The organism is Bacillus sp. FSL K6-0972 (assembly GCF_037976035.1).
In the GTDB taxonomy this organism is placed as follows: Bacteria; Bacillota; Bacilli; order Bacillales; family Bacillaceae; genus Bacillus; species Bacillus haynesii.
Genome location: NZ_CP150260.1, coordinates 2,389,934 through 2,416,408, shown reverse-complemented (window position 1 = coordinate 2,416,408; position 26,475 = coordinate 2,389,934). Strand labels below are relative to the sequence as shown.

At 45.7% G+C, this 26,475-nt stretch carries 30 protein-coding genes; 29 read left to right on the top strand and 1 reads right to left on the bottom strand.

Annotated features, from left to right (window positions below; genetic code table 11):
* The first annotated feature begins 1 nt into the window (after position 1).
* From MKX80_RS12140 to fni, 10 genes are all read left to right on the top strand, one after another.
* Positions 2 to 1,276: a Glu/Leu/Phe/Val dehydrogenase gene (locus MKX80_RS12140; RefSeq protein ID WP_043926775.1), complete on the top strand. Its 1,275-nt coding sequence runs from the start codon at positions 2 to 4 to the stop codon at positions 1,274 to 1,276.
* An 89-nt stretch (positions 1,277 to 1,365) separates the two neighbouring features.
* Positions 1,366 to 2,331, top strand: a complete 966-nt coding sequence (locus tag MKX80_RS12135; RefSeq protein WP_154994325.1) for a YpdA family putative bacillithiol disulfide reductase — start codon at positions 1,366 to 1,368, stop codon at positions 2,329 to 2,331.
* Between the two features lie 109 nt (positions 2,332 to 2,440).
* Entirely contained in the window at positions 2,441 to 3,409 is a 969-nt protein-coding gene (locus tag MKX80_RS12130) for an asparaginase (protein ID WP_182070457.1), read from the top strand.
* A gap of 79 nt (positions 3,410 to 3,488) precedes the next feature.
* Positions 3,489 to 4,157: a glutamic-type intramembrane protease PrsW gene (prsW, locus tag MKX80_RS12125; protein ID WP_182070458.1), complete on the top strand. Its 669-nt coding sequence runs from the start codon at positions 3,489 to 3,491 to the stop codon at positions 4,155 to 4,157.
* A gap of 339 nt (positions 4,158 to 4,496) precedes the next feature.
* A complete protein-coding gene (sleB, locus tag MKX80_RS12120) occupies positions 4,497 to 5,462 on the top strand; it encodes a spore cortex-lytic enzyme (protein ID WP_154996424.1) in 966 nt (321 codons plus the stop codon).
* Between the two features lie 16 nt (positions 5,463 to 5,478).
* A complete protein-coding gene (gene ypeB, locus MKX80_RS12115) occupies positions 5,479 to 6,831 on the top strand; it encodes a germination protein YpeB (protein ID WP_268343333.1) in 1,353 nt (450 codons plus the stop codon).
* A 163-nt stretch (positions 6,832 to 6,994) separates the two neighbouring features.
* Positions 6,995 to 7,171: a YpfB family protein gene (locus MKX80_RS12110; RefSeq protein WP_023857462.1), complete on the top strand. Its 177-nt coding sequence runs from the start codon at positions 6,995 to 6,997 to the stop codon at positions 7,169 to 7,171.
* 79 nt (positions 7,172 to 7,250) lie between these two features.
* A complete protein-coding gene (cmk, locus tag MKX80_RS12105; protein WP_154998149.1) occupies positions 7,251 to 7,931 on the top strand; it encodes a (d)CMP kinase in 681 nt (226 codons plus the stop codon).
* Positions 7,932 to 8,148: 217 nt separating this feature from the next.
* Entirely contained in the window at positions 8,149 to 9,297 is a 1,149-nt protein-coding gene (gene rpsA / locus MKX80_RS12100) for a 30S ribosomal protein S1 (RefSeq protein ID WP_154998151.1), read from the top strand.
* Positions 9,298 to 9,312: 15 nt separating this feature from the next.
* Positions 9,313 to 10,362: a type 2 isopentenyl-diphosphate Delta-isomerase gene (fni, locus tag MKX80_RS12095; RefSeq protein WP_339228578.1), complete on the top strand. Its 1,050-nt coding sequence runs from the start codon at positions 9,313 to 9,315 to the stop codon at positions 10,360 to 10,362.
* A gap of 29 nt (positions 10,363 to 10,391) precedes the next feature.
* Here the strand turns inward: fni and MKX80_RS12090 are convergent, their stop codons facing one another.
* The gene (locus MKX80_RS12090) at positions 10,392 to 10,523 is read right to left on the bottom strand and encodes a YpzI family protein (protein WP_003183025.1); all 132 of its coding nucleotides are present in this window, start codon (positions 10,521 to 10,523) and stop codon (positions 10,392 to 10,394) included.
* A gap of 71 nt (positions 10,524 to 10,594) precedes the next feature.
* Between MKX80_RS12090 and MKX80_RS12085 the strand changes: the two genes are divergently transcribed.
* The 19 genes from MKX80_RS12085 (at position 10,595) to aroH (ending at position 26,297) form a co-directional block, all read left to right on the top strand.
* Complete coding sequence (locus MKX80_RS12085; RefSeq protein ID WP_268324314.1) at positions 10,595 to 11,197, top strand: hypothetical protein; 603 nt, start codon at positions 10,595 to 10,597, stop codon at positions 11,195 to 11,197.
* Positions 11,194 to 12,093: a YIEGIA family protein gene (locus MKX80_RS12080; RefSeq protein WP_154998157.1), complete on the top strand. Its 900-nt coding sequence runs from the start codon at positions 11,194 to 11,196 to the stop codon at positions 12,091 to 12,093. The genes MKX80_RS12085 and MKX80_RS12080 overlap by 4 nt, the downstream gene beginning before the upstream one ends.
* A complete protein-coding gene (locus tag MKX80_RS12075; protein WP_003183019.1) occupies positions 12,090 to 12,284 on the top strand; it encodes a hypothetical protein in 195 nt (64 codons plus the stop codon). Before MKX80_RS12080 ends, MKX80_RS12075 begins: the two co-directional genes overlap by 4 nt.
* A gap of 162 nt (positions 12,285 to 12,446) precedes the next feature.
* The gene (gene der, locus MKX80_RS12070) at positions 12,447 to 13,757 is read left to right on the top strand and encodes a ribosome biogenesis GTPase Der (RefSeq protein WP_154998159.1); all 1,311 of its coding nucleotides are present in this window, start codon (positions 12,447 to 12,449) and stop codon (positions 13,755 to 13,757) included.
* 15 nt (positions 13,758 to 13,772) lie between these two features.
* Positions 13,773 to 14,813 (top strand): NAD(P)H-dependent glycerol-3-phosphate dehydrogenase, encoded by a 1,041-nt coding sequence (locus MKX80_RS12065; protein WP_182070462.1) that lies wholly within the window; start codon positions 13,773 to 13,775, stop codon positions 14,811 to 14,813.
* Between the two features lie 325 nt (positions 14,814 to 15,138).
* Positions 15,139 to 15,342, top strand: a complete 204-nt coding sequence (locus MKX80_RS12060) for a DUF2768 domain-containing protein (protein ID WP_003183013.1) — start codon at positions 15,139 to 15,141, stop codon at positions 15,340 to 15,342.
* 22 nt (positions 15,343 to 15,364) lie between these two features.
* On the top strand, positions 15,365 to 16,081 hold the full coding sequence (locus tag MKX80_RS12055; protein ID WP_268324311.1) for a hypothetical protein: 717 nt from the start codon (positions 15,365 to 15,367) through the stop codon (positions 16,079 to 16,081).
* A gap of 201 nt (positions 16,082 to 16,282) precedes the next feature.
* Entirely contained in the window at positions 16,283 to 17,761 is a 1,479-nt protein-coding gene (spoIVA, locus tag MKX80_RS12050) for a stage IV sporulation protein A (RefSeq protein WP_020451964.1), read from the top strand.
* Between the two features lie 417 nt (positions 17,762 to 18,178).
* On the top strand, positions 18,179 to 18,457 hold the full coding sequence (gene hbs, locus MKX80_RS12045; protein ID WP_003183006.1) for a non-specific DNA-binding protein Hbs: 279 nt from the start codon (positions 18,179 to 18,181) through the stop codon (positions 18,455 to 18,457).
* A 208-nt stretch (positions 18,458 to 18,665) separates the two neighbouring features.
* Entirely contained in the window at positions 18,666 to 19,235 is a 570-nt protein-coding gene (folE, locus tag MKX80_RS12040; protein ID WP_020451963.1) for a GTP cyclohydrolase I FolE, read from the top strand.
* Between the two features lie 27 nt (positions 19,236 to 19,262).
* The gene (gene mtrB, locus MKX80_RS12035; protein WP_011198073.1) at positions 19,263 to 19,493 is read left to right on the top strand and encodes a trp RNA-binding attenuation protein MtrB; all 231 of its coding nucleotides are present in this window, start codon (positions 19,263 to 19,265) and stop codon (positions 19,491 to 19,493) included.
* Positions 19,494 to 19,637: 144 nt separating this feature from the next.
* On the top strand, positions 19,638 to 20,414 hold the full coding sequence (locus tag MKX80_RS12030; RefSeq protein ID WP_154998165.1) for a heptaprenyl diphosphate synthase component 1: 777 nt from the start codon (positions 19,638 to 19,640) through the stop codon (positions 20,412 to 20,414).
* 2 nt (positions 20,415 to 20,416) lie between these two features.
* Positions 20,417 to 21,115, top strand: coding sequence for a demethylmenaquinone methyltransferase (locus tag MKX80_RS12025; protein ID WP_154998167.1), 699 nt, complete (start codon positions 20,417 to 20,419; stop codon positions 21,113 to 21,115).
* Positions 21,116 to 21,144: 29 nt separating this feature from the next.
* On the top strand, positions 21,145 to 22,107 hold the full coding sequence (hepT, locus tag MKX80_RS12020) for a heptaprenyl diphosphate synthase component II (RefSeq protein WP_154998169.1): 963 nt from the start codon (positions 21,145 to 21,147) through the stop codon (positions 22,105 to 22,107).
* A gap of 124 nt (positions 22,108 to 22,231) precedes the next feature.
* A complete protein-coding gene (gene ndk / locus MKX80_RS12015) occupies positions 22,232 to 22,678 on the top strand; it encodes a nucleoside-diphosphate kinase (RefSeq protein ID WP_003182994.1) in 447 nt (148 codons plus the stop codon).
* A gap of 139 nt (positions 22,679 to 22,817) precedes the next feature.
* Complete coding sequence (locus MKX80_RS12010; RefSeq protein WP_154998171.1) at positions 22,818 to 23,585, top strand: protein-glutamate O-methyltransferase CheR; 768 nt, start codon at positions 22,818 to 22,820, stop codon at positions 23,583 to 23,585.
* Positions 23,586 to 23,656: 71 nt separating this feature from the next.
* The gene (aroC, locus tag MKX80_RS12005) at positions 23,657 to 24,829 is read left to right on the top strand and encodes a chorismate synthase (protein WP_154998173.1); all 1,173 of its coding nucleotides are present in this window, start codon (positions 23,657 to 23,659) and stop codon (positions 24,827 to 24,829) included.
* Entirely contained in the window at positions 24,829 to 25,917 is a 1,089-nt protein-coding gene (gene aroB, locus MKX80_RS12000) for a 3-dehydroquinate synthase (protein WP_182070465.1), read from the top strand. The genes aroC and aroB overlap by 1 nt, the downstream gene beginning before the upstream one ends.
* Complete coding sequence (aroH, locus tag MKX80_RS11995; protein ID WP_154998177.1) at positions 25,914 to 26,297, top strand: chorismate mutase; 384 nt, start codon at positions 25,914 to 25,916, stop codon at positions 26,295 to 26,297. The genes aroB and aroH overlap by 4 nt, the downstream gene beginning before the upstream one ends.
* Positions 26,298 to 26,475 lie beyond the last annotated feature (178 nt).

Here is a 26,475-nt window from a genome sequence, read left to right as displayed (position 1 = left end):
AATGGTAGCCGATCAAAACACCGGTCATACTGAAGAAAACACACATGACGTTTTGAAATCAACGCAAACGGTGATACATAAGGCGCTTGAAAAATTGGGGTATCCTGAAGAGGTGTATGAATTACTAAAAGAACCGATCCGTTTTTTAACGGTGAAAATTCCGGTTCGCATGGACGATGGATCTGTTAAGATTTTCACGGGCTACCGAGCCCAGCACAATGATGCAGTAGGGCCGACAAAAGGCGGCATCCGTTTTCATCCGGGAGTTACAGAAAAAGAAGTTAAAGCGCTTTCTATTTGGATGAGTCTGAAATGCGGCATCATCGACCTTCCATATGGAGGCGGAAAGGGCGGGATCATCTGTGATCCGCGGGATATGTCCTTTCCTGAACTGGAACGTTTAAGCAGAGGGTACGTTCGGGCGATCAGCCAAATTGTCGGACCGACAAAAGATGTACCGGCTCCCGATGTATTTACCAATTCTCAAATCATGGCATGGATGATGGACGAATATTCAAGAATCGACGAATTCAACTCGCCGGGCTTCATTACCGGCAAACCGCTCGTTTTAGGTGGTTCTCACGGCAGAGAATCTGCGACAGCAAAAGGGGTTACAATCTGCATTAAAGAGGCGGCGAAAAAGAAAGACATCGACATTGAGGGAGCTTCTGTCGTCGTGCAGGGGTTCGGAAATGCGGGAAGCTACCTTGCGAAATTCATGTATGACGCAGGCGCAAAGATTGTCGGCATTTCTGATGCATATGGCGGCCTGTATGATCCTGAAGGGCTTGACATCGATTACCTGCTTGACCGCCGGGACAGCTTCGGAACGGTCACAAAGCTGTTTAATGACACCATTACAAACAAAGAACTGCTGGAGCTGGAATGCGACATTCTGGTGCCGGCTGCAATAGAAAATCAAATTACCGCGGAAAACGCCCATAACATCAAGGCGAAGATCGTTGTCGAAGCAGCCAACGGCCCGACGACGCTCGAAGCGACGAAAATTCTTTCCGACCGCGACATTCTTCTTGTACCTGACGTGCTGGCAAGCGCCGGCGGTGTAACCGTATCCTATTTCGAGTGGGTGCAAAACAACCAGGGATTCTACTGGACTGAAGAAGAAGTTGAAGAACGTTTGGAAAAAATGATGGTCAAATCGTTCAACAATATTTACGAAATGGCGCACAACCGCAGAATTGACATGAGGCTTGCTGCCTATATGGTCGGCGTCCGCAAGATGGCGGAAGCATCCCGCTTCAGAGGCTGGATATAGGCTCAAACATTTGCAACAACCCAAAAAATCTCCTATCATAAAATAGGAGATTTTTTGATTTGCCGGATATGACAGGAGATGAACGGAACATGAAAGAAGAAAAAGTGATCATTATCGGCGGCGGCCCCTGCGGGCTTTCAGCAGCTATTCACATGCAAGAGATCGGAATAGATGCACTCGTCATTGAAAAAGGAAATATCGTCAACAGCATTTATCAATATCCTACACACCAAACCTTTTTCAGCTCAAGCGAAAAACTGGAGATTGGCGATGTGGCTTTTATTACTGAAAATCACAAGCCGGTCAGAAATCAGGCGCTTTCTTATTACAGGGAAGTCGCCAAACGGAAAAATCTGCGGATCAACGCGTTTGAGAAAGTTCAATCCGTAACAAAAACAGAGAATAACCAATTTATCGTGGAAACATCAAAGGATACGTATTTGTCTTCATTTTGCATTGTCGCAACGGGATATTATGACAACCCGAATTATATGAATGTACCGGGAGAAGACCTGCCGAAAGTATTTCATTATTTTAAAGAGGCTCATCCGTATTTTGATAAAGATGTTGCGGTTATCGGCGGCAAAAATTCAAGCGTCGACGCGGCGATGGAGCTCGTTAAAGCGGGCGCAAGAGTCACCGTGCTGTACAGAGGGAACGAATATTCCTCCAGCATCAAACCGTGGATCCTTCCGGAATTCCTTTCGCTTGTCAAGCATGGAAAAATCAGAATGGAATTCCGGGCAGTCGTCAAAGAAATTACGGAAGACGGGCTGATTTTTTCTGTCGACGGAAAAGAGACCAGGATCAAAAATGATTTTGTATTCGCCATGACAGGCTATCACCCTGATCACAGCTTTCTTCAAAAAATGGGAGTCAAAATTGACGCAGAGTCGGGCCGTCCTTTCTTTAATGAAGAAACGATGGAGACGAACGAAGAAGGCATCTTCATCGCCGGCGTTATTGCGGCCGGGAACAACGCAAATGAAATCTTTATTGAAAACGGCCGTTTTCACGGCGGCTTAATTGCAGCTGAAATTGCAAAACGGATATAAAAACCGGATATTTTTATGATTTGGATCAGGCAAAAGAGAGCATATTCTATATATAGATGTGCTCTCTTTTTTATCGGCACACAGATCAACAGAAAAGGGGCATCCTGATATGAAAAAGAAAGTAGCTCTTATTACAACAGGAGGCACGATCGCCAGCCGGAAAACTGAAAGCGGCCGGCTTGCGGCAGGGGCGATCAGCGGTCCTGAATTAGCCGAAATGTGCAGCTTGCCGGAAGATGTACAGATCGATGTCTATCCGGCGTTTCAGCTTCCGAGTATGCATATTACATTTCAGCATTTATTAGAGCTCAAACAAACCGTCGAACGCGTGTTTCAGGACGGCAGCTATGACGGCGCAGTTGTGACGCATGGTACGGACACGCTTGAAGAAACCGCTTATTTTTTGGATTTAACCTTGCATGATGAAAGGCCGGTCGTTGTGACAGGTTCACAGCGGGCCCCTGAGCAGCAAGGCACAGATGCATATACAAATATCAGGCACGCCGTTTATACTGCGTGCAGCCCAGATATAAAAGGAGCCGGCACGGTCGTTGTTTTTAACGAAAGGATCTTTAACGCGCGCTACGTTAAAAAAGTGCACGCTTCGAATCTGCAGGGGTTTGACGTATTCGGCTTCGGTTACTTAGGGATCATTGACAATGATAAAGTATACGTCTATCAAAAGCCGTTAAAGCGGGATGTTCATCAGCTGCAAAGACCGCTTCCTGAAGTGGATATCGTCAAATGCTATCTAGATGGAGACGGCAAGTTTATCAGAGCCGCCGTCCGCGAGGGTGTCGCAGGAATTGTCCTTGAGGGAGTCGGAAGGGGACAGGTGCCGCCGAATATGATGGGCGATATCGAACAAGCATTAAATCAGGGAGTATATATCGTCATCACGACGAGCGCAGAGGAAGGCGAAGTTTATACGACCTATGACTATGCAGGCAGCAGCTATGACCTCGCGAAAAAAGGGGTCATCTTAGGCAAGGATTATGACAGCAAAAAAGCGAGAATGAAACTTGCCGTCCTTCTTGCAAGCTATAAAGAAGGCATAAAAGACAAATTCTGCTACTAGGCGGCCTGTTCTTTTTCAATTTCAAAACAATCCGAATCATGGTAGGATAGAATGAGATGAAAAGGAAAGAGGTTTCCTCATGTTCGGAATTATCTCAGCAGGCTTAGCTCCCGGAATCGCACTGTTAATGTATTTTTACTTAAAGGAAAAATATGAATCCGAGCCCATTCATATGGTCATCCGCCTTTTTATACTGGGGGTTTTGCTCGTTTTTCCGACGATGTTTATCCAGTATGTATTGGAAAAAGAACACATTTCTGAGGGCAGTTTTGTCGTTTCATTTTTAACTTCCGGCTTTTTGGAAGAATTTTTAAAATGGTTTTTGCTGATGGTCAGCACTTTTCAGCATATTGATTTTGATGAACACTATGACGGAATCGTATACGGGACAAGCCTTTCATTGGGGTTTGCGACGCTTGAAAATATATTGTATCTCATCGGAAACGGGGTGGAGTACGCCTTTATGCGCGCTTTGCTTCCGGTTTCCAGCCATGCCCTATTCGGAGTGATCATGGGCTTTTACATCGGCAAAGCCCGGTTTTCGGCAAGCAAAACAAAGATGAAATGGCTGCTATGCTCGCTTTTTATTCCGGCTTTGCTTCACGGTCTCTACGATTATATTCTGCTCGCCTTAAAAAACTGGATCTATTTTATGCTGCCCTTTATGGCGTTTCTTTGGTGGTTCGGCTTGCGCAAAGCAAAAAAAGCCCGTTCCGTCAAAACCGATGGACAGCCCCTTCAGCAATAACCGCCCTGTAAAAGGGCGGTTTCAGCGTGTCGACAAACCCTCGCATTCGTTGTCAGGCCTGCGCGTCGGTGCTCACGAATTCCAACATTCGCTGCGCTCCGATGCTCGGTCTTCCTAGACTGCAAGGGTTTTCAATCACGCTGAAAGGATGACAAAATCCCAAAACAAAAGCCGTTTTGGGATTTTGTCAACAATCTGTAACCGCCCTGTAAAAGGGCGGTTTTTTTATTTTTGTAGACAGGCATATTTGCCTAAAGATGAAACAGAAAGGAAAGCGTGTATAAAATCTGCCTCGCTACAAAAGATATGGTTACAAAAATGCTGGAGGAGGCTTAAAACATGAAGTCGAAAGGTTCTTTTTGTTTGAATGTCATTTTATGTACCATTATGGCAACCAGTCTTTCACTTCCATTCAGTCAAAAAAGCGCTGCCTTTTCTGAACAGGTAATACAGCGGGGGGCGACAGGGGATGATGTGATTGAACTGCAGGCAAGGCTTCAATATAACGGCTATTACAATGGCAGAATTGACGGAGTATACGGGTGGGCGACATACTGGGCCGTCCGCAATTTCCAAAATCAGTTCGGCTTAAAGGATACAGACGGCCTGGTCGGGCCGAAAACAAAACGATTTTTAATCAATCATACTAAATATTACAGCGACTACGTGCACAGACAGCTTCGAAAAGGAAACCAATTTACACATTACGGCGGACTGCCGCTGAAGTATCAGACGAAGCCTTCTAAAGAAGTGCAGCAGCAGGCGCGAAAAAAGGCGGAAGCAAGACAGCGGCAGGGCGCACAACAGCAGGGCACTGCCCAGAAACAGCCGCAGCAACAGCAGCAGGCCGCTCCTGCACAGCCGAAAAAACAAACGCAGCAAAAGGCTGCACCTAAACAGCAGGCGCCTAAAAAACAGGATGCCGTTGCAGCCAACATGCCGGGCGGCTTCTCGAACAACGACATCAACCTGTTGGCCCAAGCGGTTTACGGTGAAGCGCGCGGAGAACCGTATGACGGCCAGGTCGCCGTTGCAGCTGTTATATTAAACAGGCTTAACAGCCCTACGTTCCCGAATACGGTGGCGGGCGTTATCTTTGAGCCGCTTGCATTTACAGCTGTTGCGGACGGCCAGATTTATATGACGCCGGATGAAACGGCGAAAAAAGCCGTTCTTGACGCCATCAACGGCTGGGACCCATCAGAAAATGCCACTTACTATTTTAACCCTGACACGGCCACTAGCTCATGGATTTGGGGCAGACCTCAAATTAAAAGGATCGGTAAACACATTTTCTGTGAATAAAAGCGAGGTGCTATAAATGATCAGAGGAATTTTAATCGCCCTTTTAGGTGTCGCCATCGTCGGAACAAGCTATTGGGGCTATAAAGAACATCAGGAGAAAGACGCCGTTTTGCTTCATGCCGAAAACAACTATCAAAGGGCATTTCACGACTTAACTTATCAGGTGGATCAGCTGCATGATAAAATCGGGAGCACGCTTGCGATGAACAGCAAAAAAACGCTGTCTCCCGCTTTGGCGGAAGTGTGGAAAACGACTTCTGAGGCGCATAACAATGTCAGCCAGCTGCCGCTAACCTTAATGCCGTTTAACAAGACCGAAGAGTTTTTGGCAAAGGTCGGAGATTTCAGCTACAAAGCAGCCGTGCGCGACCTTGACAAAGAGCCGCTCAATAAAAAAGAGTACGCATCTTTAAATCAGCTTTATGAAAATTCAAAGGATATACAAAATGAACTGCGTAATGTCCAGCATTTGATTATTGACAAAAATTTGAGATGGATGGATGTAGAGCTTGCGCTCGCGTCCGGCCAAAAACAAAGCGACAATACGATTATTAATGGATTTAAAACCGTTGAAAAAAGCGCAAGTGCATTTTCGGATACGGACTTAGGCGCGACAGAGATGACGAACACGAAAAAAGAGCAGCAAGGGTACGACCATTTACAAGGCAAAAGAATAACCGAAAAAGAAGCACGCAAGATTGCCCAAAAATTCGCTCAGGACAAAAATTACAATATCAAAGTGTCGAAAAGCGGCAAGAAAACGAACAGGGATGTATACAGCATCAGCATGAAGGACCCTGATCAAAAAGCGGATATATATATGGACATTACCGAAAAAGGCGGATATCCGATTTATCTGATCCAAAACAAAAAAATTAAAGATGAAAAAATCAGCCTAAACGATGCGTCGAACAAAGCCCTTCAATTTTTGAAAAAAAACGGCTATAAAACCGAAGACTTGAAGATGGATGAAAGCTCGCAATACGACGGCGTCGGCGTATTTTCATTTGTTCCGGTTCAGGACGATGTCTGGCTCTATCCGGACAGCATCCGCATCAAGGTCGCGCTTGACGACGGCGAGATTACCGGGTTTAATGCAAAGGATTTCTTAATCTCCCATAAAAAAAGAGACTTGCCGAAGCCGAAATTAACGCTTGAAAAAGCGAAAGCAAGCCTGAATCCCAACGTAAAAGTTCAGGAGACGCGCCTTGCTTTAGTCACGAACGAGCTTTCACAAGAAGTGCTCTGCTACGAAATTCTCGGCACAATTGAGAACGATACATTCCGCATGTTTATCAATACCGAAGACGGCACGGAAGAGAAGGTCCAAAAAATGAAAAGTGCAGAACCGATATATAACGACTTGTAAAACGATAGATCAGAGGGAAAAGGCGTCAACATGCCTTTTCCTTTTTAGCATTCGGAATAATTCGCTGTAAACATTTCCATACTGAACGTATGGGCGGTACGTCCGCCGGTGAAAATTTATACATGCCCGGAGCCATAAACTTTCCGGGCAGCGGAGGAAAGATATGAAAACAATCGAACGGTTATTATTTAAGATTCTTGTCGTACAGGCGGTCATTTTAATCAGCGTGCAGCTTCTTTTTCATTTCTCCAAGGCTGAACCTTATCTGTCAAAGGTCGTGCAGTATGAAGGCGTGAACAACATGAAAATCGGCGAATGGATCGAGACATTTAAGCCGTAATTCACGCTAAAATCTCCCCTTTTTCGCCTAATACATGATACAATCCTATAAGGAGTACCAGATAGCAAGGAGAGGAATTATGGAAAAGAAATTATGCATTGCAATAGACGGCCCTGCGGCAGCCGGAAAAAGCACCGTGGCGAAAATCGTGGCCAGAAAAAAGTCGTATATTTATATTGATACGGGTGCCATGTACAGGGCGATTACGTATTTAGCGCTGGAAAAGGGCGTTGATTTAACCGACGAAGCGGCGCTGACGGCCCTGTTAAAAAAATCTGCCATCGATCTCACGGTTTCGCCTGAAGGAGAACAGAAGGTTTATATCGCAGGCGAAGATGTAACAGAGGCGATCCGCACGGATGACGTGAGCAACCAAGTCTCAATCGTCGCCAAACACGCCGGGATCCGCGAAGAAATGACGAAAAGGCAGCAGCAGCTAGCTGAAAAAGGCGGCGTCGTCATGGACGGCCGCGACATCGGAACCCACGTTCTCCCGAATGCGGAAGTGAAAATATTTCTCTTGGCCTCCGTTGAAGAGCGGGCAAAACGCCGCTTTGAAGAAAACGTCAAAAAAGGGTACAATGTAAATTATGAAACGCTTGCAGAAGAAATCAGGCGCCGTGACAAACTCGATTCAGAACGCGAGATTTCGCCGTTGAAAAAAGCGGACGATGCGCTTGAAATCGACACGACTTCATTGACAATCGATGAAGTGGCCGAAAAAATCCTGCAGGTTGTAGACAAAAAGGCTCAAAAATAAAAAATCCGGGCAAATTACTTATTGTCTGCATGTTTTGACTTGACAAACACAGGCTTTTATTAGAAGTTAGTAATAATAAATCATGTTTTAGAACATTCAAATATCCATTTTTGAATGGTTCTTTAATACATATCGGCTGTCCGGATCGGATATCATTTCATCCGGAATAACCGTTTTTACAAAAGCTGTGTAGGTTTGGACCAAGGAGGTTATTGAAATGACAGAGGAAATGAATCAAATTGATGTTCAAGTACCAGAGGTTGGAGATGTGGTGAAAGGTATTGTAACGAAAGTTGAGGACAAGCATGTCGATGTTGACATCCCCAACTGCAAGCAAACCGGAATTATCCCAATCAGTGAATTATCAAGTCTTCATGTTGAAAAAGCATCAGATGTCGTCAATGTAGACGATGAGCTTGAATTAAAAGTGACAAAAGTGGAAGACGATGCATTGATTTTATCAAAACGTGCTGTTGATGCAGACCGCGCTTGGGAAGACCTAGAGAAAAAGTTTGAGTCAAAAGAAGTGTTTGAAGCCGAAGTAAAAGACGTCGTCAAAGGCGGTCTGGTCGTCGATATCGGCGTGCGCGGATTCATTCCCGCATCGCTTGTAGAGGCGCATTTTGTTGAAGATTTTACAGATTATAAAGGAAAGACGCTGACTTTAATCGTCGTTGAGCTTGACAGAGATAAAAACCGCGTGATTTTATCACACCGTGCGGTTGTTGAAAAAGAGCAGTCAGAAAGAAAACAGGAATTTCTTCAAACGCTGGAAGCTGGACAGGTGCTTGAAGGAAAAGTACAGCGCCTGACAGACTTCGGTGCTTTCGTTGACATCGGCGGTATTGACGGTCTTGTTCACATTTCCCAGCTTTCGCATTCACACGTTGAAAAACCGTCAGACGTAGTCGAAGAAGGCCAGGATGTCAAAGTCAAAGTGCTGTCCGTCGACCGCGACAATGAACGAATTTCGCTATCAATCAAAGAAACGCTTCCTGGACCTTGGTCCAACATCGGTGAAAAAGTGAAGCCTGGAGACGTATTGGACGGAAAGGTTCAGCGCTTGGTGAGCTTCGGCGCATTTGTCGAAGTGCTTCCTGGAGTTGAAGGCCTCGTTCACATTTCGCAAATCTCCAACAAACACATCGGAACGCCTCATGAAGTGCTTGAGGAAGGCCAGGACGTAAAAGTGAAAGTTCTTGACGTCAATGAAGAGGAAGAACGCATTTCTTTAAGCATGAAAGAGCTTGAAGAAAACGCAGATAAAGCAGAGCAGGAAGATTACCGTCAGTACCAGGCGAAGGAAGAGTCTTCAGGATTCCAGCTTGGTGAAATGATCGGAGACAAACTGAATAAATTAAAGTAAAATTTGGTGATGATGGTGACGCGAGCAAAAAGAAAAAAAGAACACATTGATCATGCCCTGTCAACCGGACAGAAACGTCAGACCGGGCTTGATGATATCACGTTTGTTCACGTCAGCCTTCCGGAAACGGAATTGTCACAAGTTGATACTTCAACCAAAATAGGCGAACTGTTTTTAAGTTCGCCTATTTTTATCAATGCGATGACAGGCGGGGGCGGGAAGGCGACGTTTGAGATCAACAGGGCTTTGGCGAGGGCGGCTGCACAAACAGGCATACCGGTCGCTGTCGGCTCGCAAATGTCCGCTTTGAAAGACCCTGATGAGCGTCCTTCATACGAGATTGTCAGAAAAGAAAATCAGAAGGGGCTTGTATTCGCCAATTTGGGGAGCGAAGCGACAGTGGAACAGGCAAAGCGGGCGGTCGACATGATTGAAGCTGACATGCTTCAAATTCATCTTAATGTGATTCAGGAAATCGTCATGCCTGAAGGCGACCGCAGTTTTACAGGACGCCTGCGCCGGATTGAAGACATTTGCCGAAATGTCAGCGTACCGGTCGCCGTAAAAGAAGTGGGCTTTGGGATGAGCAGGGATACCGCAGCCCGGCTTTTTAACGCCGGTGTTCAGGCGGTCGATGTCGGCGGTTTCGGGGGAACGAATTTTTCGAAAATCGAAAATTTGCGCAGGGATAAAGCAGTTGAGTTTTTCGATCAATGGGGCATATCGACAGCTGCCAGCCTGGCCGAAGTCAGCTCTCTGTTCGGCGATCAGCCGATTATCGCATCCGGAGGCATTCAAGATGCCCTTGATTTGGCCAAGTCGATAGCGCTGGGAGCGTCTGCGGCAGGGATGGCGGGCTATTTTCTCCAAGTGCTGACAGCTTCGGGAGAAGAGGCGTTAGCCGCCGAAATCGAGAGCCTGATCGAAGATTTCAAAAGGATCATGACCGTCTTGGGATGCAGGACGAATGAACAGTTGAAAAAAGCACCGCTCGTCATCAAGGGCGATACATATCATTGGCTGAAAGCGAGGGGTGTTGACCCCTTTGTTTACAGCAAGCGTTAAAAAAACCGGCTGCTCATGAGCCGGTTTTTTTACGGGTTTCGCTTCCGGGCGTCCTCCGCGCTTTCGAGAGAGGCGGCACCATTGTAGCTGATGGATTGGTCACGGTCGGATTCGGTTCGCTTCTGCTGCTTCAGCTTCTTTTCCTGTCTGTCTTTTCCCACGCTGTTCCCTCCTTATCACACGTTTAAAAAATCTCAAGTCACTCCATACTGAAAATGGAGGACGAAAACATATGGAAGAATTCTATTATTATTGGTCATTGTGGTTTTTATGGGTGTTGACGACTTTTATCCTTGAGAAAAACAGCTTTCGTTTTTATGCGTCAGCATTTATTCTGCTCAACATCATTTTAAGTATGTATCAGGTACAGCTCTTTCTGTATTTTAATGCCGCCTATTTGTCGTTTTATATGGGAGCCTTCATGCTGTGCGGTTATTTGAAGCTTCATAAAAGCTTCAAGCGGCTGCTGCTTCATCTCTCGATGGTGTCTGCCTACGGTTTTTTGTTTCTGTTTGCATTATATGACCCTGTTTGGTTTATCCTAAAGCCTGAATGGCTGATCATCATCCTGTTTGTCATCATGACAGCAGCTTTTGAAAGAAGCTTCGCCGCCCGTCTCGGGCTGTTTGTACTCGGGATGTGCCAAGGGGAGCTCTTGTACACATTCGTCATCAGAAAGCTTTATGGAGACATTGCAGCGGGCGGTTATTCCTGGCTGTCAATGTGCGCTGCGGGGATCGTTCTCGTCTACGGAATATCCCAGTATGAACGGCTGATGCATCAGGTCTATCATAAATGGAAGCGATTGAATAAAGGAGCAGCAAAAATGTCATGAGCCAATATACTTATCCGATCATCTTGGGAATTATCGCCGGTATTGTTGTCAGAGTGTACATGCTCCGAACAGACTACCGCCAGTACCCCACTTATCTTCATGGGAAAACGATACATATTGCGCTGGCTTTGATCGCTGCTAGCATTGGAGCGATCATTATTCCGTCGATCTTGAAATCGGATTATACAGCGATTACGTTTTTAACGCTGGCTGCAACCCAATTCAGGGATGTCCGGAATATGGAACGGGAAACACTGACGCAGCTTGACGGCTATGAACTCGTTTCAAGAGGCAGCACGTATATCGAAGGAATTGCGATCGCCTTTGAAAGCAGAAATTACATTGTCATTTTCACATCGCTCCTGACGACCCTCGCATACATTCTGTTTTCATCGGTATGGGCAGGTCTTGCTGCTGCTTTCATCTGTTTAATTTCGGGCAGGATTTTAATGTCCGGAAGCTTTATTAAGGATATCGTCGATATAGAGTATAAAAAGCCTCATTTTGAAGGGGCCGGACTTTATGTCGACAATATTTACATTATGAATATCGGACTTCCCGAAAAGCAGAAGCTGATTTTGGAACACGGCATGGGTTTTATTTTGAAACCGAAAAATTTTAATTCCGCAGTGACAATTGCCAATCTCGGGCAAAGGCAAGCAATTTTATTTGACGTTTCCAATGTGCTCGGCGTGTATCGAGATTCTGGAGAACCCTCTCTTTCGCCGTTGGCGAAAAGAGATTTGAATGACGGGCGGGTCGCGGTTTTTGTCCTTCCGGTCATCAAGGATAAGGAGACGGCGATCAGGGTGATCGGCGATGTTCCGACGCTGGAAAACGCCATTCGCGTACCGATGGAATTCATTAAAGAAAAGCACAGCAAGGTGATAAAATGAGCGAATCAATCGAAAAATTCATTCTCGCCGTCGTCACAACAAGGCGAGACCGGGTGATCGGCGGAACGGCTGCATTTTTCTGCGACACCCCCGAGGAAATGAACACGTACGCGAAAAACCTTGAAGCCATTCTCGACGGAATCGCCCACGGAATAGGAGATGACCTTTATTTGATTGTGAAACATTTTTAATTACAGTTGTGATCTCTTTAGAAATTGATATAATATATGAGTTAAGCCCTTCTGCATGGAATAAGAAGGGTTTCTTTCTTCAAACTGATTTTTTGAAAAGAGAAGCAAATGATCATTCATTTAAAGATGGAAAAGCTTTACTGAATTGAAAGGAAGGGTACTATGGGAAAACCTGTCGTAGCCATAGTTGGAAGACCCAATGTGGGAAAGTCCACGATCTTTAACAGGATCGCGGGCGAAAGAATTTCGATTGTGGAAGATACACCAGGCGTGACGCGGGATCGAATATACAGTTCTGCTGAGTGGCTGAATCACGACTTCAACCTGATTGATACAGGCGGAATCGAAGTCGGCGATGAGCCGTTTTTGGCGCAGATTCGCCATCAGGCCGAGATCGCCATGGAAGAAGCAGATGTGATTATTTTCATGACGAACGGCCGCGAAGGCGTCACAGCTGCTGATGAAGAAGTGGCAAAAATTTTATACCGTACAAAAAAACCCGTCGTTCTGGCGGTTAATAAAGTGGATAATCCGGAAATGAGAGCAGACATTTACGATTTTTATGCCCTCGGCTTTGGCGAGCCGTACCCGATTTCAGGGACGCACGGCCTCGGTCTCGGCGATCTGCTTGACGCGGTCAGCGAACATTTTAAAAACATACCTGAGACGAAGTATGAGGACGAGGTCGTTCAATTTTGCCTCATCGGCCGGCCGAACGTCGGAAAATCCTCTCTTGTAAACGCCATGCTTGGAGAAGAGCGCGTTATCGTCAGCAATATTGCGGGAACGACGCGCGACGCCATTGACACAAGGTTTACATATAACCAAAGAGACTTTGTCATCGTTGATACAGCAGGGATGAGAAAAAAGGGAAAAGTGTATGAGGCAACTGAAAAATACAGCGTCCTCCGAGCTTTAAAGGCGATCGACCGTTCAGAAGTCGTCTGCGTCGTCTTGGACGGCGAAGAAGGCATCATTGAGCAGGACAAGCGGATTGCCGGCTATGCGCATGAAGCAGGGAAAGCCGTTGTTATCGTCGTAAACAAATGGGATGCAGTCGAAAAAGACGAGCGGACGATGAAAGAATTTGAAGAAAAAGTTAGAGATCACTTTCAATTTTTGGACTACGCGCCTGTTTTGTTTATGTCCGCTTTGACGAAAAAGCGCATCCATACGCTGATGCCTGCAGTCATGACGGCAAGCGAAAACCATTCGATGAGGGTGCAGACCAATATTCTTAATGATATCATTATGGATGCAGTGGCTATGAACCCGACGCCGACGCACAATGGAAACCGCTTAAAAATTTATTATGCGACACAAGTGGCTGTGAAGCCGCCGACATTTGTCGTATTTGTCAATGACCCTGAGCTGATGCATTTTTCTTACGAACGCTTTTTGGAAAACCGGATACGCGACGCCTTCGGATTTGAAGGAACACCAATCAAGATTTTCGCAAGAGCAAGAAAATAAAGAGGTGTAGTAAAAATGACAAAAGTATCGATTTTGGGAGCCGGAAGCTGGGGAACAGCCTTGGCGCTCGTTTTGGCGGACAACCAGTACGATGTGTGCATATGGGGCCATCGTGAAGAACTGATTCAGCAAATCAATGAACATCATGAAAACAAAGATTATCTGCCGGGTGTCAAACTTTCTGAAAACGTGCGTGCCACAACAGATCTTGAAGCTGCAGTGACAGATGTCAAGACGATCATTGTCGCCGTTCCGACAAAAGCGATCCGCGAAGTTTTGGCACAGGCTGTTTCCTCCATCAACCAAAAGGCGATTTTTGTACATGTTTCAAAAGGAATTGAGCCTGACACACTGCTTCGCATTTCTGAAATGATGAAAGAAGAAATTCCGGCTGAATTAAGGGAGGACATCGTCGTTTTGTCTGGACCGAGCCATGCGGAAGAAGTTGGTTTAAGGCACCCGACGACGGTAACCGTTTCTGCCGACAGCAGCATTGAATCGGCACAGGCGATCCAGGATATGTTTATGAATCAGAATTTCCGCGTGTATACAAATCCGGATATGATCGGCGTAGAGATCGGCGGCGCCCTGAAAAACGTCATCGCGCTTGCTGCGGGCATTACAGACGGTTTGGGATACGGAGATAACGCGAAAGCCGCGCTGATTACAAGGGGCTTGGCAGAAATCGCCCGACTCGGCACAAAAATGGGCGGAAACCCGCTGACATTCTCGGGGCTTACGGGAATCGGTGATTTGATCGTCACCTGCACAAGCGTCCATTCACGAAATTGGCGGGCCGGTAATATGCTGGGTAAAGGCTTCAAACTGGATGAAGTTCTGGAAGAAATGGGGATGGTCGTTGAGGGGGTCCGCACGACAAAAGCCGCTTATCAGCTTTCAAAGAAATTTGATGTGAAAATGCCGATCACAGAAGCATTGCACAAAGTATTGTTTGACGGCGAAAAAGTTGAGACAGCAGTCGAATCATTGATGGCAAGAGTCAAAACACACGAGATGGAAGATCTTGTAAACACATTCGAAAATCAAATGAAATGACCACCCCATCACCAACTGTTTTAATACTCTCCTCTAAGTTCGTTTAAAAAAACCGAAACATTTTGGAGACTTAGGCAAGAGAGGATACATTTGTCCGAAGACTTGCATAAAATAGAATCGAAGTCTGGAAGAGCTGTATCTTACCAATTGGGTTATATAGTCACAATCGTTATGCCTGAAGCAAAGCCCCCCTCTTTGCTTCAGGCTTTTTTTGCGGCTTTTTCCGTTTCGAAATATTGGAAAAGCTGTTGAACTTCTGGTTTTTCTTATATAAAATGAAATATAACGCTTACATCACAAGAAAAGGTAGAAGGAGGGCTTCAATGTGAATGTCGGTCTGTTAAAAATGTGGTTTGCCTTAGGATCAATGGGCCTGATGTTCTTAGCGGTGATTGCGATATACATAAGCAGATATAAATTTAAAAACCGTTTTTTAAAAATTATCACGTCGTTTGTCGCCTACACATGTATGCTTATCTCCGGCGTGATCGTCTTTTTTGTCGTCTTCAGCGGTCCCGTCAACGAATAATGCATAAAAAAGGAAGATTCATATGAAAATCGTAAACGTTCTGCTCGCTACTTTATTAACCGCAATCATGTTAAGCGGTTGTTTGTACCCTGAAGAAAGAAAGGCGAAAAACAGCGCACCTTATCAGCACCAGCTCAAAGAAGTGCAGTCGGCCGTTGATGAATTCAGGGAGGCGACGGGAGGGCTTCTGCCGATTAAGACAAGGGATATGAGCGTGCCAATCTATCAAAAATACCCTATCGATTTTAACAGGCTGTCCCCCCGGTATATGGCTGAGCCGCCGGGCACTTCCTATGAAAACGGCGGAGAGTACTTGTACGTTCTTGTCGATGTAGAAAAAAAGCCGACGGTCAAGCTCATTGATGTAAAAATGTCGGAAATGATCAGGGAGTTAAAGCTTCGGGTCGAAATGTATAAAGATCAGCACAAGTATCCGCCGTATAAAAAAGTCGTATCCAAGAACTTATTCATGCTTGACCATGAAAAGCTCGGACTGAAAGAGGCGCCTTCTGTCACGAGTCCGCTATCAGGCACCTCGCTGCCGCTTCTCGTCGATGAAAAAGGCGACATTCAAGTGGATTACCGGATGGATTTGGCCAAACTGATGAAGCAGTCGAAAAAAACGGTAAAGCCGGGCGAGGAAGTCCAGGATTTGATGTGGGAAGAGACGCCTTTTGTTCCGGCGTTTTCGGTCAAGTATTCGGTGAATGACAAACAGGAACCTGTTTTTCTCGAATAGAATATCGGTCAAAATGCAAGTATCAGTCATGAACCTTTCTCCTCGGCATACAATGAGGAGAAAGGTTTTTTCACGTATGCCGAAAAAATTTCCCTAAGCTGTCATATTGAAATAGGACAACGTCATACACTATAGTGTCCTGTTTTTGATTGATGAAGAAGTAAAAAATTGAAAAGGATTGGAAGTCCGGGAGGGGATCACTTGGAAAAGGTCGATATTTTCAAGGATATCGCTGAACGAACAGGAGGCGATATATACTTAGGTGTCGTAGGAGCTGTACGTACAGGAAAATCTACGTTTATCAAAAAATTTATGGAGCTAGTGGTGCTCCCGAATATCAACAATGAAGCAGACCGGGCGCGCGCACAAGATGAGCTCCCCCAAAGTGCCGCTGGCAAAACTATTATGACAACTGAACCGAAGTTTGTTCCGAATCAGGCGATGTCAGTTCATGTCAGTGACGGACTCGATGTGAATATAAGGCTTGTCGACTGTGTCGGCTATACTGTACCCGGGGCAAAGGGATACGAGGATGAAAACGGGCCGAGAATGATCAATACTCCTTGGTATGAAGAGCCGATTCCGTTTCACGAAGCTGCCGAAATCGGCACGAGAAAAGTCATCCAAGAGCACTCCACTATCGGTGTTGTGATTACGACTGACGGCACGATTGGAGAAATCGCCAGACAGGATTATATCGAGGCTGAAGAACGGGTGATCGATGAGTTAAAAGAGGTTGGAAAACCGTTTATCATGGTCATCAATTCCGTAAGGCCGTATCATCCGGAAACGGAAGCGCTCAGGCAAGAATTGATGGAAAAGTACGACATTCCGGTGCTGGCGATGAGCGTTGAAAGCATGAGGGAAGCGGACGTTCTGAGCGTTCTCAGAGAAGCGCTTTACGAATTCCCTGTACTCGAAGTCAACGTCAACCTTCCAAGCTGGGTCATGGTATTAAAAGAGAATCATTGGCTCAGGGAAAACTATCAAGATTCCGTTAAAGAAACCGTCAAAGATATTAAAAGACTGAGAGATGTCGACCGCGTCGTCGGCCACTTCAGCGAATTTGATTTTATCGAGCGCGCCAGCCTCGCCGGAATTGAAATGGGCCAGGGGATCGCGGAAATCGATTTGTATGCGCCGGATTACCTGTACGATGAAATTTTAAGGGAAGTCGTCGGCGTTGAAATCAGAGGAAAGGATCACCTCCTTCAGCTCATGCAGGATTTTGCCCATGCCAAGACCGAATATGATCAAGTATCAGATGCGTTGAAAATGGTGAAACAAACCGGCTATGGAATCGCTGCTCCCGCGTTAACCGATATGAGCCTGGATGAACCGGAAATCATCAGACAGGGTTCAAGATTCGGAGTCCGGCTGAAAGCGGTGGCGCCGTCGATTCATATGATCAAAGTCGACGTGGAAAGCGAGTTTGCGCCGATCATCGGAACAGAGAAGCAGAGCGAAGAGCTTGTCCGCTATTTAATGCAGGACTTTGAGGACGATCCGCTGTCAATCTGGAATTCCGATATATTCGGAAGGAGCCTGAGCTCGATCGTCAGAGAAGGGATTCAGGCGAAGCTGTCACTCATGCCTGAAAATGCAAGATATAAGCTGAAGGAAACGCTGGAGCGCATCATCAATGAAGGCTCAGGCGGATTGATTGCGATCATCTTATAAAAGGGAAGGCCTCTTATCATACGGGAGGTCTTTTTTTTATGTCTGAAACAGGCAGAACGGGCGCGGTGAAAGGGATTGGGGCGGCAAGTGCTTGCCGCTGGAAATAGAGGAAAGATTATGATTAAAAAAGGAAAAACAGGAATATTTGTTCGTTTCATTCTGCTTAAACCTTGACGAATAAGGGATCATCGCTTTAAAATGCTTGATATGGCTATTCAGATGTGTTAATCTACATACAGAAAATCTTCACTTTACTGGACAAACGTTCCTCTCAAAGTGAAATTTTCGCTGAAAGCCGTGAAATGCCTTTTCTATATTTATTTGAAATTTCTGTTCAAACAGGTATAGAAACAGGTTGAACTGTGAAGAAATGATGATAATCTATTGATTGATACCTTTTGGGAGGAGGTGAAAGGCATGAACAAGACAGAACTAATCAATGCGGTTGCAGAAGCAAGCGAATTATCTAAAAAAGACGCTACTAAAGCAGTTGATTCTGTTTTTGATACAATTTTAGATGCACTTAAAAACGGTGAAAAAATTCAATTGATCGGTTTTGGTAACTTTGAGGTTCGTGAGCGCTCAGCTCGTAAAGGACGCAATCCTCAAACAGGTGAAGAAATCGAAATCCCTGCAAGCAAAGTACCTGCTTTCAAACCAGGTAAAGCGCTTAAAGACGCTGTAGCAGGAAAATAATTGTATGTATATGCCGTTTTCGCGCGTAATACATACCAATGTTGTTTCTTCACAGGAAAGCCCCTTTTCAAAGGGGCTTTTCATAATTTTAGGGCTTTTTTTCAGACAGAAAACATTTTGCCGGTAAAGAACCTTTCATTTTGCTTTTATAAGCTGAAGTGTGCTAGAATCTGAATTAAATGTATGCGTTTCTGGAGGATATAAAACAATGAGAGAAATCAACAAAGAACAAATTGAACAAGCTGTCCGGCAAATACTGGAGGCGATCGGAGAAGATCCGAACCGTGAAGGCCTTCTTGACACACCGAAAAGAGTCGCAAAAATGTACGCTGAAGTATTTGCGGGTTTAAACGAAGATCCGAAAGAGCATTTCAAAACGATTTTTGGCGAGGATCACGAAGAGCTTGTTCTTGTTAAAGATATTCCTTTTTATTCAATGTGTGAGCACCATTTAGTTCCTTTCTACGGGAAAGCCCATGTAGCCTATATCCCTAAAGGGGGAAAAGTGACAGGGCTCAGCAAATTGGCGAGAGCCGTTGAAGCGGTGGCAAAGCGTCCGCAGCTGCAGGAGCGGATTACGTCAACAATTGCCGACAGCATTGTTGAAACCCTGACTCCGCACGGTGTAATGGTTGTTGTTGAAGCCGAGCATATGTGCATGACGATGCGTGGCGTGAAAAAGCCGGGTTCAAAAACTGTCACTTCAGCTGTAAGAGGAACGTTTAGACAGGATGTAGCCGCTCGCTCTGAGGTGTTGGAGCTTATCAAAACATCATGATTAAAAATGAGAAGGTGTGCGATAAACATGACCAATAATCAATCGAATGATTTTGTCGTTATCAAAGCCGTTGAAGACGGCGTCAATGTGATCGGCCTGACAAGGGGTACGGACACGAGATTTCATCATTCAGAAAAGCTTGATAAAGGAGAAGTGATGATCTGCCAGTTTACCGAGCATACCTCTGCGATCAAGGTCCGGGGCGAGGCCTTAATTCAGACGGCAAACGGCGAGATGAAAAGCGAATCGAAAAAATAGAAAGCCGGGCTTTTTATGCCCGTTCTCATGGCATAAAACAATATCTTTCAACATATTATGGTATAATTAAACTTTCTCCGCTCAAAAAAGATACATAATCAATCAAAAGAAAAAACTGCGAATTTTGGGACAAGGGTGATATCTTTGCAAGACATCTACGGACAATTATCTTATTTGAAAATCAAGCTGAATCAAAAGCTTTCACATCCATATTTGGCGAAGCATTTGACTGCGCCGAAAGTTGATGAGGATAAGCTGTTTCTTTTCTACGCTCTGTTTGAGGAAACAGATTTAAAAGAAGCTGACAAGGAAAGTTACATCTTAACGGCGATGCTTGTTCAAACAGCCCTTGATACCCATGATGAAGTCACGACCGCAGCTTCAATTAAGCAGGACGACTATAAAAACCGCCAGCTGACCGTATTGGCCGGTGATTATTTCAGTGGCATGTACTACTCGCTGTTATCGGGTATGAAGGATATTTATATGATTCGGACGCTCGCTGCGGCCATCAAAGAGATAAACGAACATAAAATCAGGCTTTACGACCATTCCGCAAAAGATGCAGACAGCCTGAAAAAAAGCGTCAGCATAGTGGAAGCTGCACTTTTTCACCATCTCGCCGACCACTTTTATCTGCCTCACTGGAAAACAGCCGCCAATGACTTTCTTGTGTTTAAAAGGTTTGCGGCCGAAGAAAAAACTTCAGATTCCCGGCTGCTGGAGACGATCATACAGAAAGAGTTTCCGGAAGGCCAGGCTTCATGCGGACAGCTGGCTGCTGCGGCTTATGAAGAAGCCAAGCTTGCGATCAACCAGTTGCTTGCCAAAAAGCCCGCCGTTCAAAAATGGCTTCTGAAACGCCTGCAGGAAATTCGGCCTGAAAAACGAACTTATCATCAGAAAGTGGAAGAAGGGTAATCATGGTGCAGTCAAAAGAACAGCGCGTACACGGCGTGTTTGAAAAGATCTATAAAAATTACGACCAGATGAACTCCGTCATCAGCTTTAAACAGCATAAAAAATGGCGCGACAAAACGATGGAGCTCATGAACGTTCCAAAAGGAGCCAAAGCGCTTGACGTCTGCTGCGGGACGGGAGACTGGACGATCGCGCTCGCAGATGCGGCTGGAGAGACAGGGGAAATCAAGGGCCTTGATTTCAGCAAAAACATGCTGAGCATCGCCGAACAAAAGACCGACAGCTACAGCCAGATCGAATTGATCCACGGCAATGCGATGGAACTGCCCTTCCCGGACAATACGTTCGACTATGTCACCATCGGCTTCGGGCTTCGCAATGTTCCCGACTATTTAACCGTATTAAAAGAGATGGCGCGCGTAGTAAAACCCGGCGGCCAGGTTGTATGCCTTGAGACGTCCCAGCCTGAAATGTTCGGGTTCAAACAGCTATACTTCCTGTACTTTCGTTTTATTATGCCCATGTTTGGAAAGCTCTTTGCCAAAAGCTTTAAGGAGTATTCATGGCTTCAGGAATCAGCCAGGGAATTTCCTGGTATGAAAGAGCTTGCCGCGTTGTTTGAAGAGGCTGGATTAGAAAATGTTCAATATCATCCGTTCACAGGCGGTGTAGCAGCTACACATGTCGGCTGGAAGCGATGATGACTACAGAAATACTCGGGTGAATCGATATGAAATTGACAACGTTTTATTCTTTTTTGAATGACGATATTGAATTAATAGAAAAAGAGCTTGAAAAGACCGTACACTCAGACTATCCATTGCTCAGTGAAGCGAGCCTGCATTTGCTGCAGGCCGGAGGCAAGCGGATACGTCCTGTGTTTGTCCTGCTTTCCGGCATGTTCGGTGAATACGACATCAACAAAATTAAAAATGTTGCCGTTTCACTGGAATTGATACATATGGCTTCGCTCGTACACGACGATGTCATCGATGATGCGGAGCTGAGAAGGGGACAGCCGACAATCAAAGCAAAGTGGGATAACCGGATTGCAATGTATACAGGTGATTATTTGTTCGCTCGCTCCCTTGAAGCGATGACAAAAATAAACGAACCGAAGGCCCATGAAATCTTGTCCAAGGCGATTGTCGAAGTCTGTCTTGGAGAAATTGAACAAATTAAAGATAAATATAATATGGAGCAAAATCTCAGAACCTATTTGAGGAGAATCAGGCGCAAGACGGCCCTTCTGATCGCGTCGAGCTGCCAGCTTGGCGCCATTGCTGCTGGTGCGGGTGAAAACATTCATAAAACGTTGTACTGGTTTGGCTATTATGTCGGCATGTCCTATCAAATTATTGATGACATCCTCGATTTCACCTCAAGCGAAAAAGAGCTTGGCAAGCCTGTGGGCAGTGATCTGCTTCAGGGGAATGTCACGCTTCCCGTATTATATGCACGGAAATCGCCTGAATTAAAAGCGCGCCTGATGCTGATCAACAGTGAAACGACTCCGGAACAGATCAAACCAGTGATCGAAGAGCTGAAGAAAACGGATGCCATTGAACAATCGTTCAAAGTCAGCGAAATGTATTTGAACAAGGCTTTCGAACTGCTTGAAACGCTCCCGAAAAACCGGGCACGGACGGCACTGGGCCAAATTGCGAAATACATCGGTAAACGAAAGTTCTAAAAAACGTCAAATGAGTCGAAAGTATGAATATTCTCCACCCTTTATTGATTAATTGTTTGAAAAATGCTATATTTCTGTTGTAGTGTTGAAAGCCTATACATATTAGCGGGGTGGAGAATCGACTATGGAAAAAACCTTTGTGATGGTAAAACCTGACGGCGTTCAGCGTCAGCTGATCGGCGAAATTTTGTTAAGATTCGAACGTAAGGGCTTACAATTAATCGGAGCCAAGCTGATGAAGGTCTCAGAAGAGACGGCAGGCGAGCATTATAAAGAACATAACGGGAAACCGTTTTTCGGTGAGCTTGTCGACTTTATTACTTCAGGCCCGGTATTCGCCATGGTGTGGGAAGGCGAGGACGCAATCGCGGTCGCCAGACAGCTGATCGGGAAGACGAACCCTAAGGAAGCGCTCCCAGGTACAATCCGCGGAGACTTCGGCATGTTTGTCGGAAAAAATATCATTCACGGTTCAGATTCTCCTGAAAGTGCAGCACGCGAAATCAACTTGTTTTTTAAAGAGGACGAACTTGTTGAAGACGAGAAGTTAATGAATCAATGGATTTACTAAAAATCAGCTGAAAAGCTGATTTTTTATATGGAACAGAATCGCGGCCGGCGAGGCGGGCTTTTTCTTTTTAAAGATACAAATTTAAAAGAAAACAAGCTATAATTGTACTCATATCAGCACGACGATTAGGAGAGAAAACATGGACAATTACAGTTTCTTTGTTGATAAATGGAAAAAAATGACTGGTGTGGATTTGGCATTGTACAAAGAGGCGCAAATGAAAAGAAGGCTGACGTCTCTTTATGAGAAAAAAGGATATGGCGATTTCAGCGAGTTTGCGCTCGCTTTAGAAAAGAATGAGGCTCTTCTGCAGGAAACGCTGGACAGGATGACAATTAATGTTTCAGAATTTTACAGAAACTATAAGAGGTGGGAGGTTCTCGAAAAAACCATTTTGCCGCTTTTAAAGCCTGCGAAAACGCTGAAAGTTTGGAGTGCGGCGTGTTCAACCGGGGAAGAGCCCTACACATTATCGATGATTTTAAGCAGACAGAAAGGCCTCTCAGACTATCAGATCATCGCAACAGATATCGATGACAAAGTCCTTGCGAAGGCGAAAGAAGGCGTATATCAGGAAAGATCCCTGCAGGAAGTGCCGAAAGAGATGAAGGAACTTTATTTTACGCAAGACGGAAGCCGATTTGCCGTCAAAGACGAGATCAGGAAAAACATCCGCTTTCAAAAGCACAATTTACTGGCTGATCCGTATGAGAAAGATTTTGATATCATCGTATGCCGCAATGTGCTCATTTATTTTACGGAGGAAGCAAAAGAGAAGATCTATCATAAGTTCAGCGGCAGCCTGAAGAATAAGGGAGTTTTGTTTGTCGGAAGCACGGAACAGATCTTCAATCCGGAAAAATACGGTTTTCAATCGACAGATACGTTTTTCTATCAAAAAAGTTAGCTGACTTTTTATAAAGGGTTATGTTATAGTTTTACTTAAAAGCGTTAATGTGATGAAGGGAGAACGAAAGCATGAGGTATTTAACAGCCGGTGAATCTCACGGTCCGCAGCTTACGACAATTATCGAAGGAGTCCCAGCAGGGCTTTATATCACAAAAGAAGACATCGATTACGAGCTTCAAAGACGTCAAAAAGGCCACGGCCGCGGACGCCGGATGCAAATCGAAAAAGATCAGGCGCGGATCACAAGCGGTGTAAGGCACGGGCGTTCTCTGGGGTCGCCGATCGCTCTCGTCGTCGAAAACAATGACTGGAAACACTGGACGAAAATCATGGGTTCAGAGCCGATCACAGCTGAAGAAGAAAGCGAAATGAAACGACAGATTTCAAGGCCGAGACCGGGTCACGCCGATTTGAACGGCGCGATCAAATACGGGCACAGAGATATGCGCAACGTGCTTGAACGTTCATCTGCCAGAGAAACGACCGTCCGGGTGGCGGCAGGAGCCGTCGCCAAAAAGATCCTTTCCCAGCTCGGCATTCAAGTGGCCGGCCACGTGCTGGAGATCGGCGGAGTAAAAGCTGAAAAAACAAATTATGAATCTATCGAAGACTTGAAAAAAGTAACCGAAGAGTCCCCTGTCAGATGCTATGACGAAGATGCGGGCAAGAAAATGATGGACGCGATCGATGAAGCAAAAGCAAATGGGGATTCCATCGGCGGAATCGTCGAGGTGATTGTTGAAGGGGTGCCGGTAGGAGTCGGCAGCTATGTCCATTACGACCGCAAACTCGACAGCAAGCTGGCTGCCGCCGTACTGAGCATTAATGCTTTTAAAGGTGTTGAATTTGGCATCGGCTTTGAAGCTGCACGCAAAAACGGCAGTGAAGTCCATGACGAAATCATTTGGGACGAAGAAAAAGGCTACACGCGCGCAACAAACCGTCTCGGCGGTCTTGAAGGCGGGATGACAACGGGAATGCCGATTGTCGTCAGAGGTGTGATGAAGCCGATTCCAACGTTATACAAACCGCTCAAAAGCGTTGATATCGAGACGAAAGAGCCGTTTACAGCGAGCATCGAGCGTTCTGATTCGTGCGCTGTCCCTGCCGCAAGCGTGGTGGCGGAAGCGGTTGTTGCATGGGAAATCGCAAATGCGATCGTCGAGCAGTTTGGCGTTGACCAAATGGACCGGATCGCTGAAAATGTTGAGAAAATGAGACAGCTTGCGAGGGAGTTTTAATGAAATCACTTCAAATCGAAACCGCTTCTTTGTCCTACCCGGTGTTCATCGGGGGAGGCATTAGAAAAAACGCGGCAGAGCTTTTGTCATCCTTGAATCTTCCGATGACGAAACTGCTTTTGATCACCGACGAAGAAGTTGATAAACGCTATGGAGAAGAGCTGTTCAGTCTTCTCCACAGCAAATGGCCTGTTAAAAAGGTTGCGGTGCCAAGCGGCGAGCAGGCCAAATCATTCGACATGTTTATGAAGCTTCAGACGGAAGCCATTCAATTTCGCCTTGACCGTTCGTCATGCATTGTGGCGCTGGGCGGCGGTGTTGTCGGCGATCTTGCAGGGTTCGTCGCTTCAACTTTTATGAGGGGCATCGATTATGTGCAATTCCCGACGACTCTGCTGTCTCATGACAGCGCAGTCGGAGGGAAAGTTGCCATTAATCATCCGCTCGGAAAAAACTTAATCGGCGCTTTTCATCAGCCGAAGGCGGTGGTATATGATACCGAATGCCTGAGTACGCTTCCGGAAAAAGAAATGCGTTCAGGTCTTGCGGAAGTCATTAAGCACGCATTTATCCGTGATGAATCTTTCTTGAACGAATTGCTTAAAATTGATTCAGTAGAAGCGATTACGACCGGCCAGCTCAGTGAAATGGTGTACAAAGGCATTTCGATTAAAGCGGAAGTTGTCTCACAAGACGAGCGCGAACAGGGAATCAGGGCCTATTTGAACTTCGGGCATACGCTTGGCCACGCCGTTGAAGCCGAATACGGCTACGGAGAGATCACCCATGGCGATGCCGTCGCTTTAGGCATGCAATTTGCTTTATTTGTCAGCGAGAAGGTGCTGAATTGTCCTGTTGACCGCACAAAAATCGCCGCCTGGCTGAAAAGTCTCGGCTATCCGGAAAGAGTGAAACGCGAAGTGTCAACAGAAGCACTTATCAACCGAATGATGAACGATAAAAAAACACGCGGAGGCATCATTCAGTTTGTCCTGCTGGATAAGATCGGCAGTGTGCGGCTGCACTCCTTTAAAGCCGAAGAAATCGAACGATGGCTGAATATGTGGAGATTGGAGGGAGACAAATGATGATGCGCGGAATTCGGGGAGCGACGACAGTTGACCGGGATACAGAAAAAGACATTACGGAGCGGACGAAGCAGCTGATCGGAAAAATGATCGATGAAAATCAGCTCAAACCTGAACAAGTCGTGCAGATCTTAATTTCTGCTACTTCTGATATTCACGCTGCTTTTCCCGCGAAGGTCGTCAGAACGTTTGAAGGCTGGCAGCATGTGCCCGTCATGTGCATGCAGGAAATGGATGTTGAACACGGCCTCAAAAAATGCATCAGAGTGATGATGACGGTTCAGACGAATATGCGGCAGGATGAAGTCCGCCACGTTTATTTGGAAAATGCGGTAACGCTCAGACCTGATTTATCATTGACAAAAAATACTGAATTGTAATACGATTGTAGAAACCTTGGAATACACAGGAGTGTGTATGGGGTTTTAGTTTAGATAAGCTGAGTATGAGACTAGGGTAGATTGAGAATGAGCTGAGATGAGCTGAGTTGAGACAAAACGTTTATTCATTCTACCCAAAAGACGTGTTCTTTTGGGTTTGTTTCGTTTTCCCCGCGTC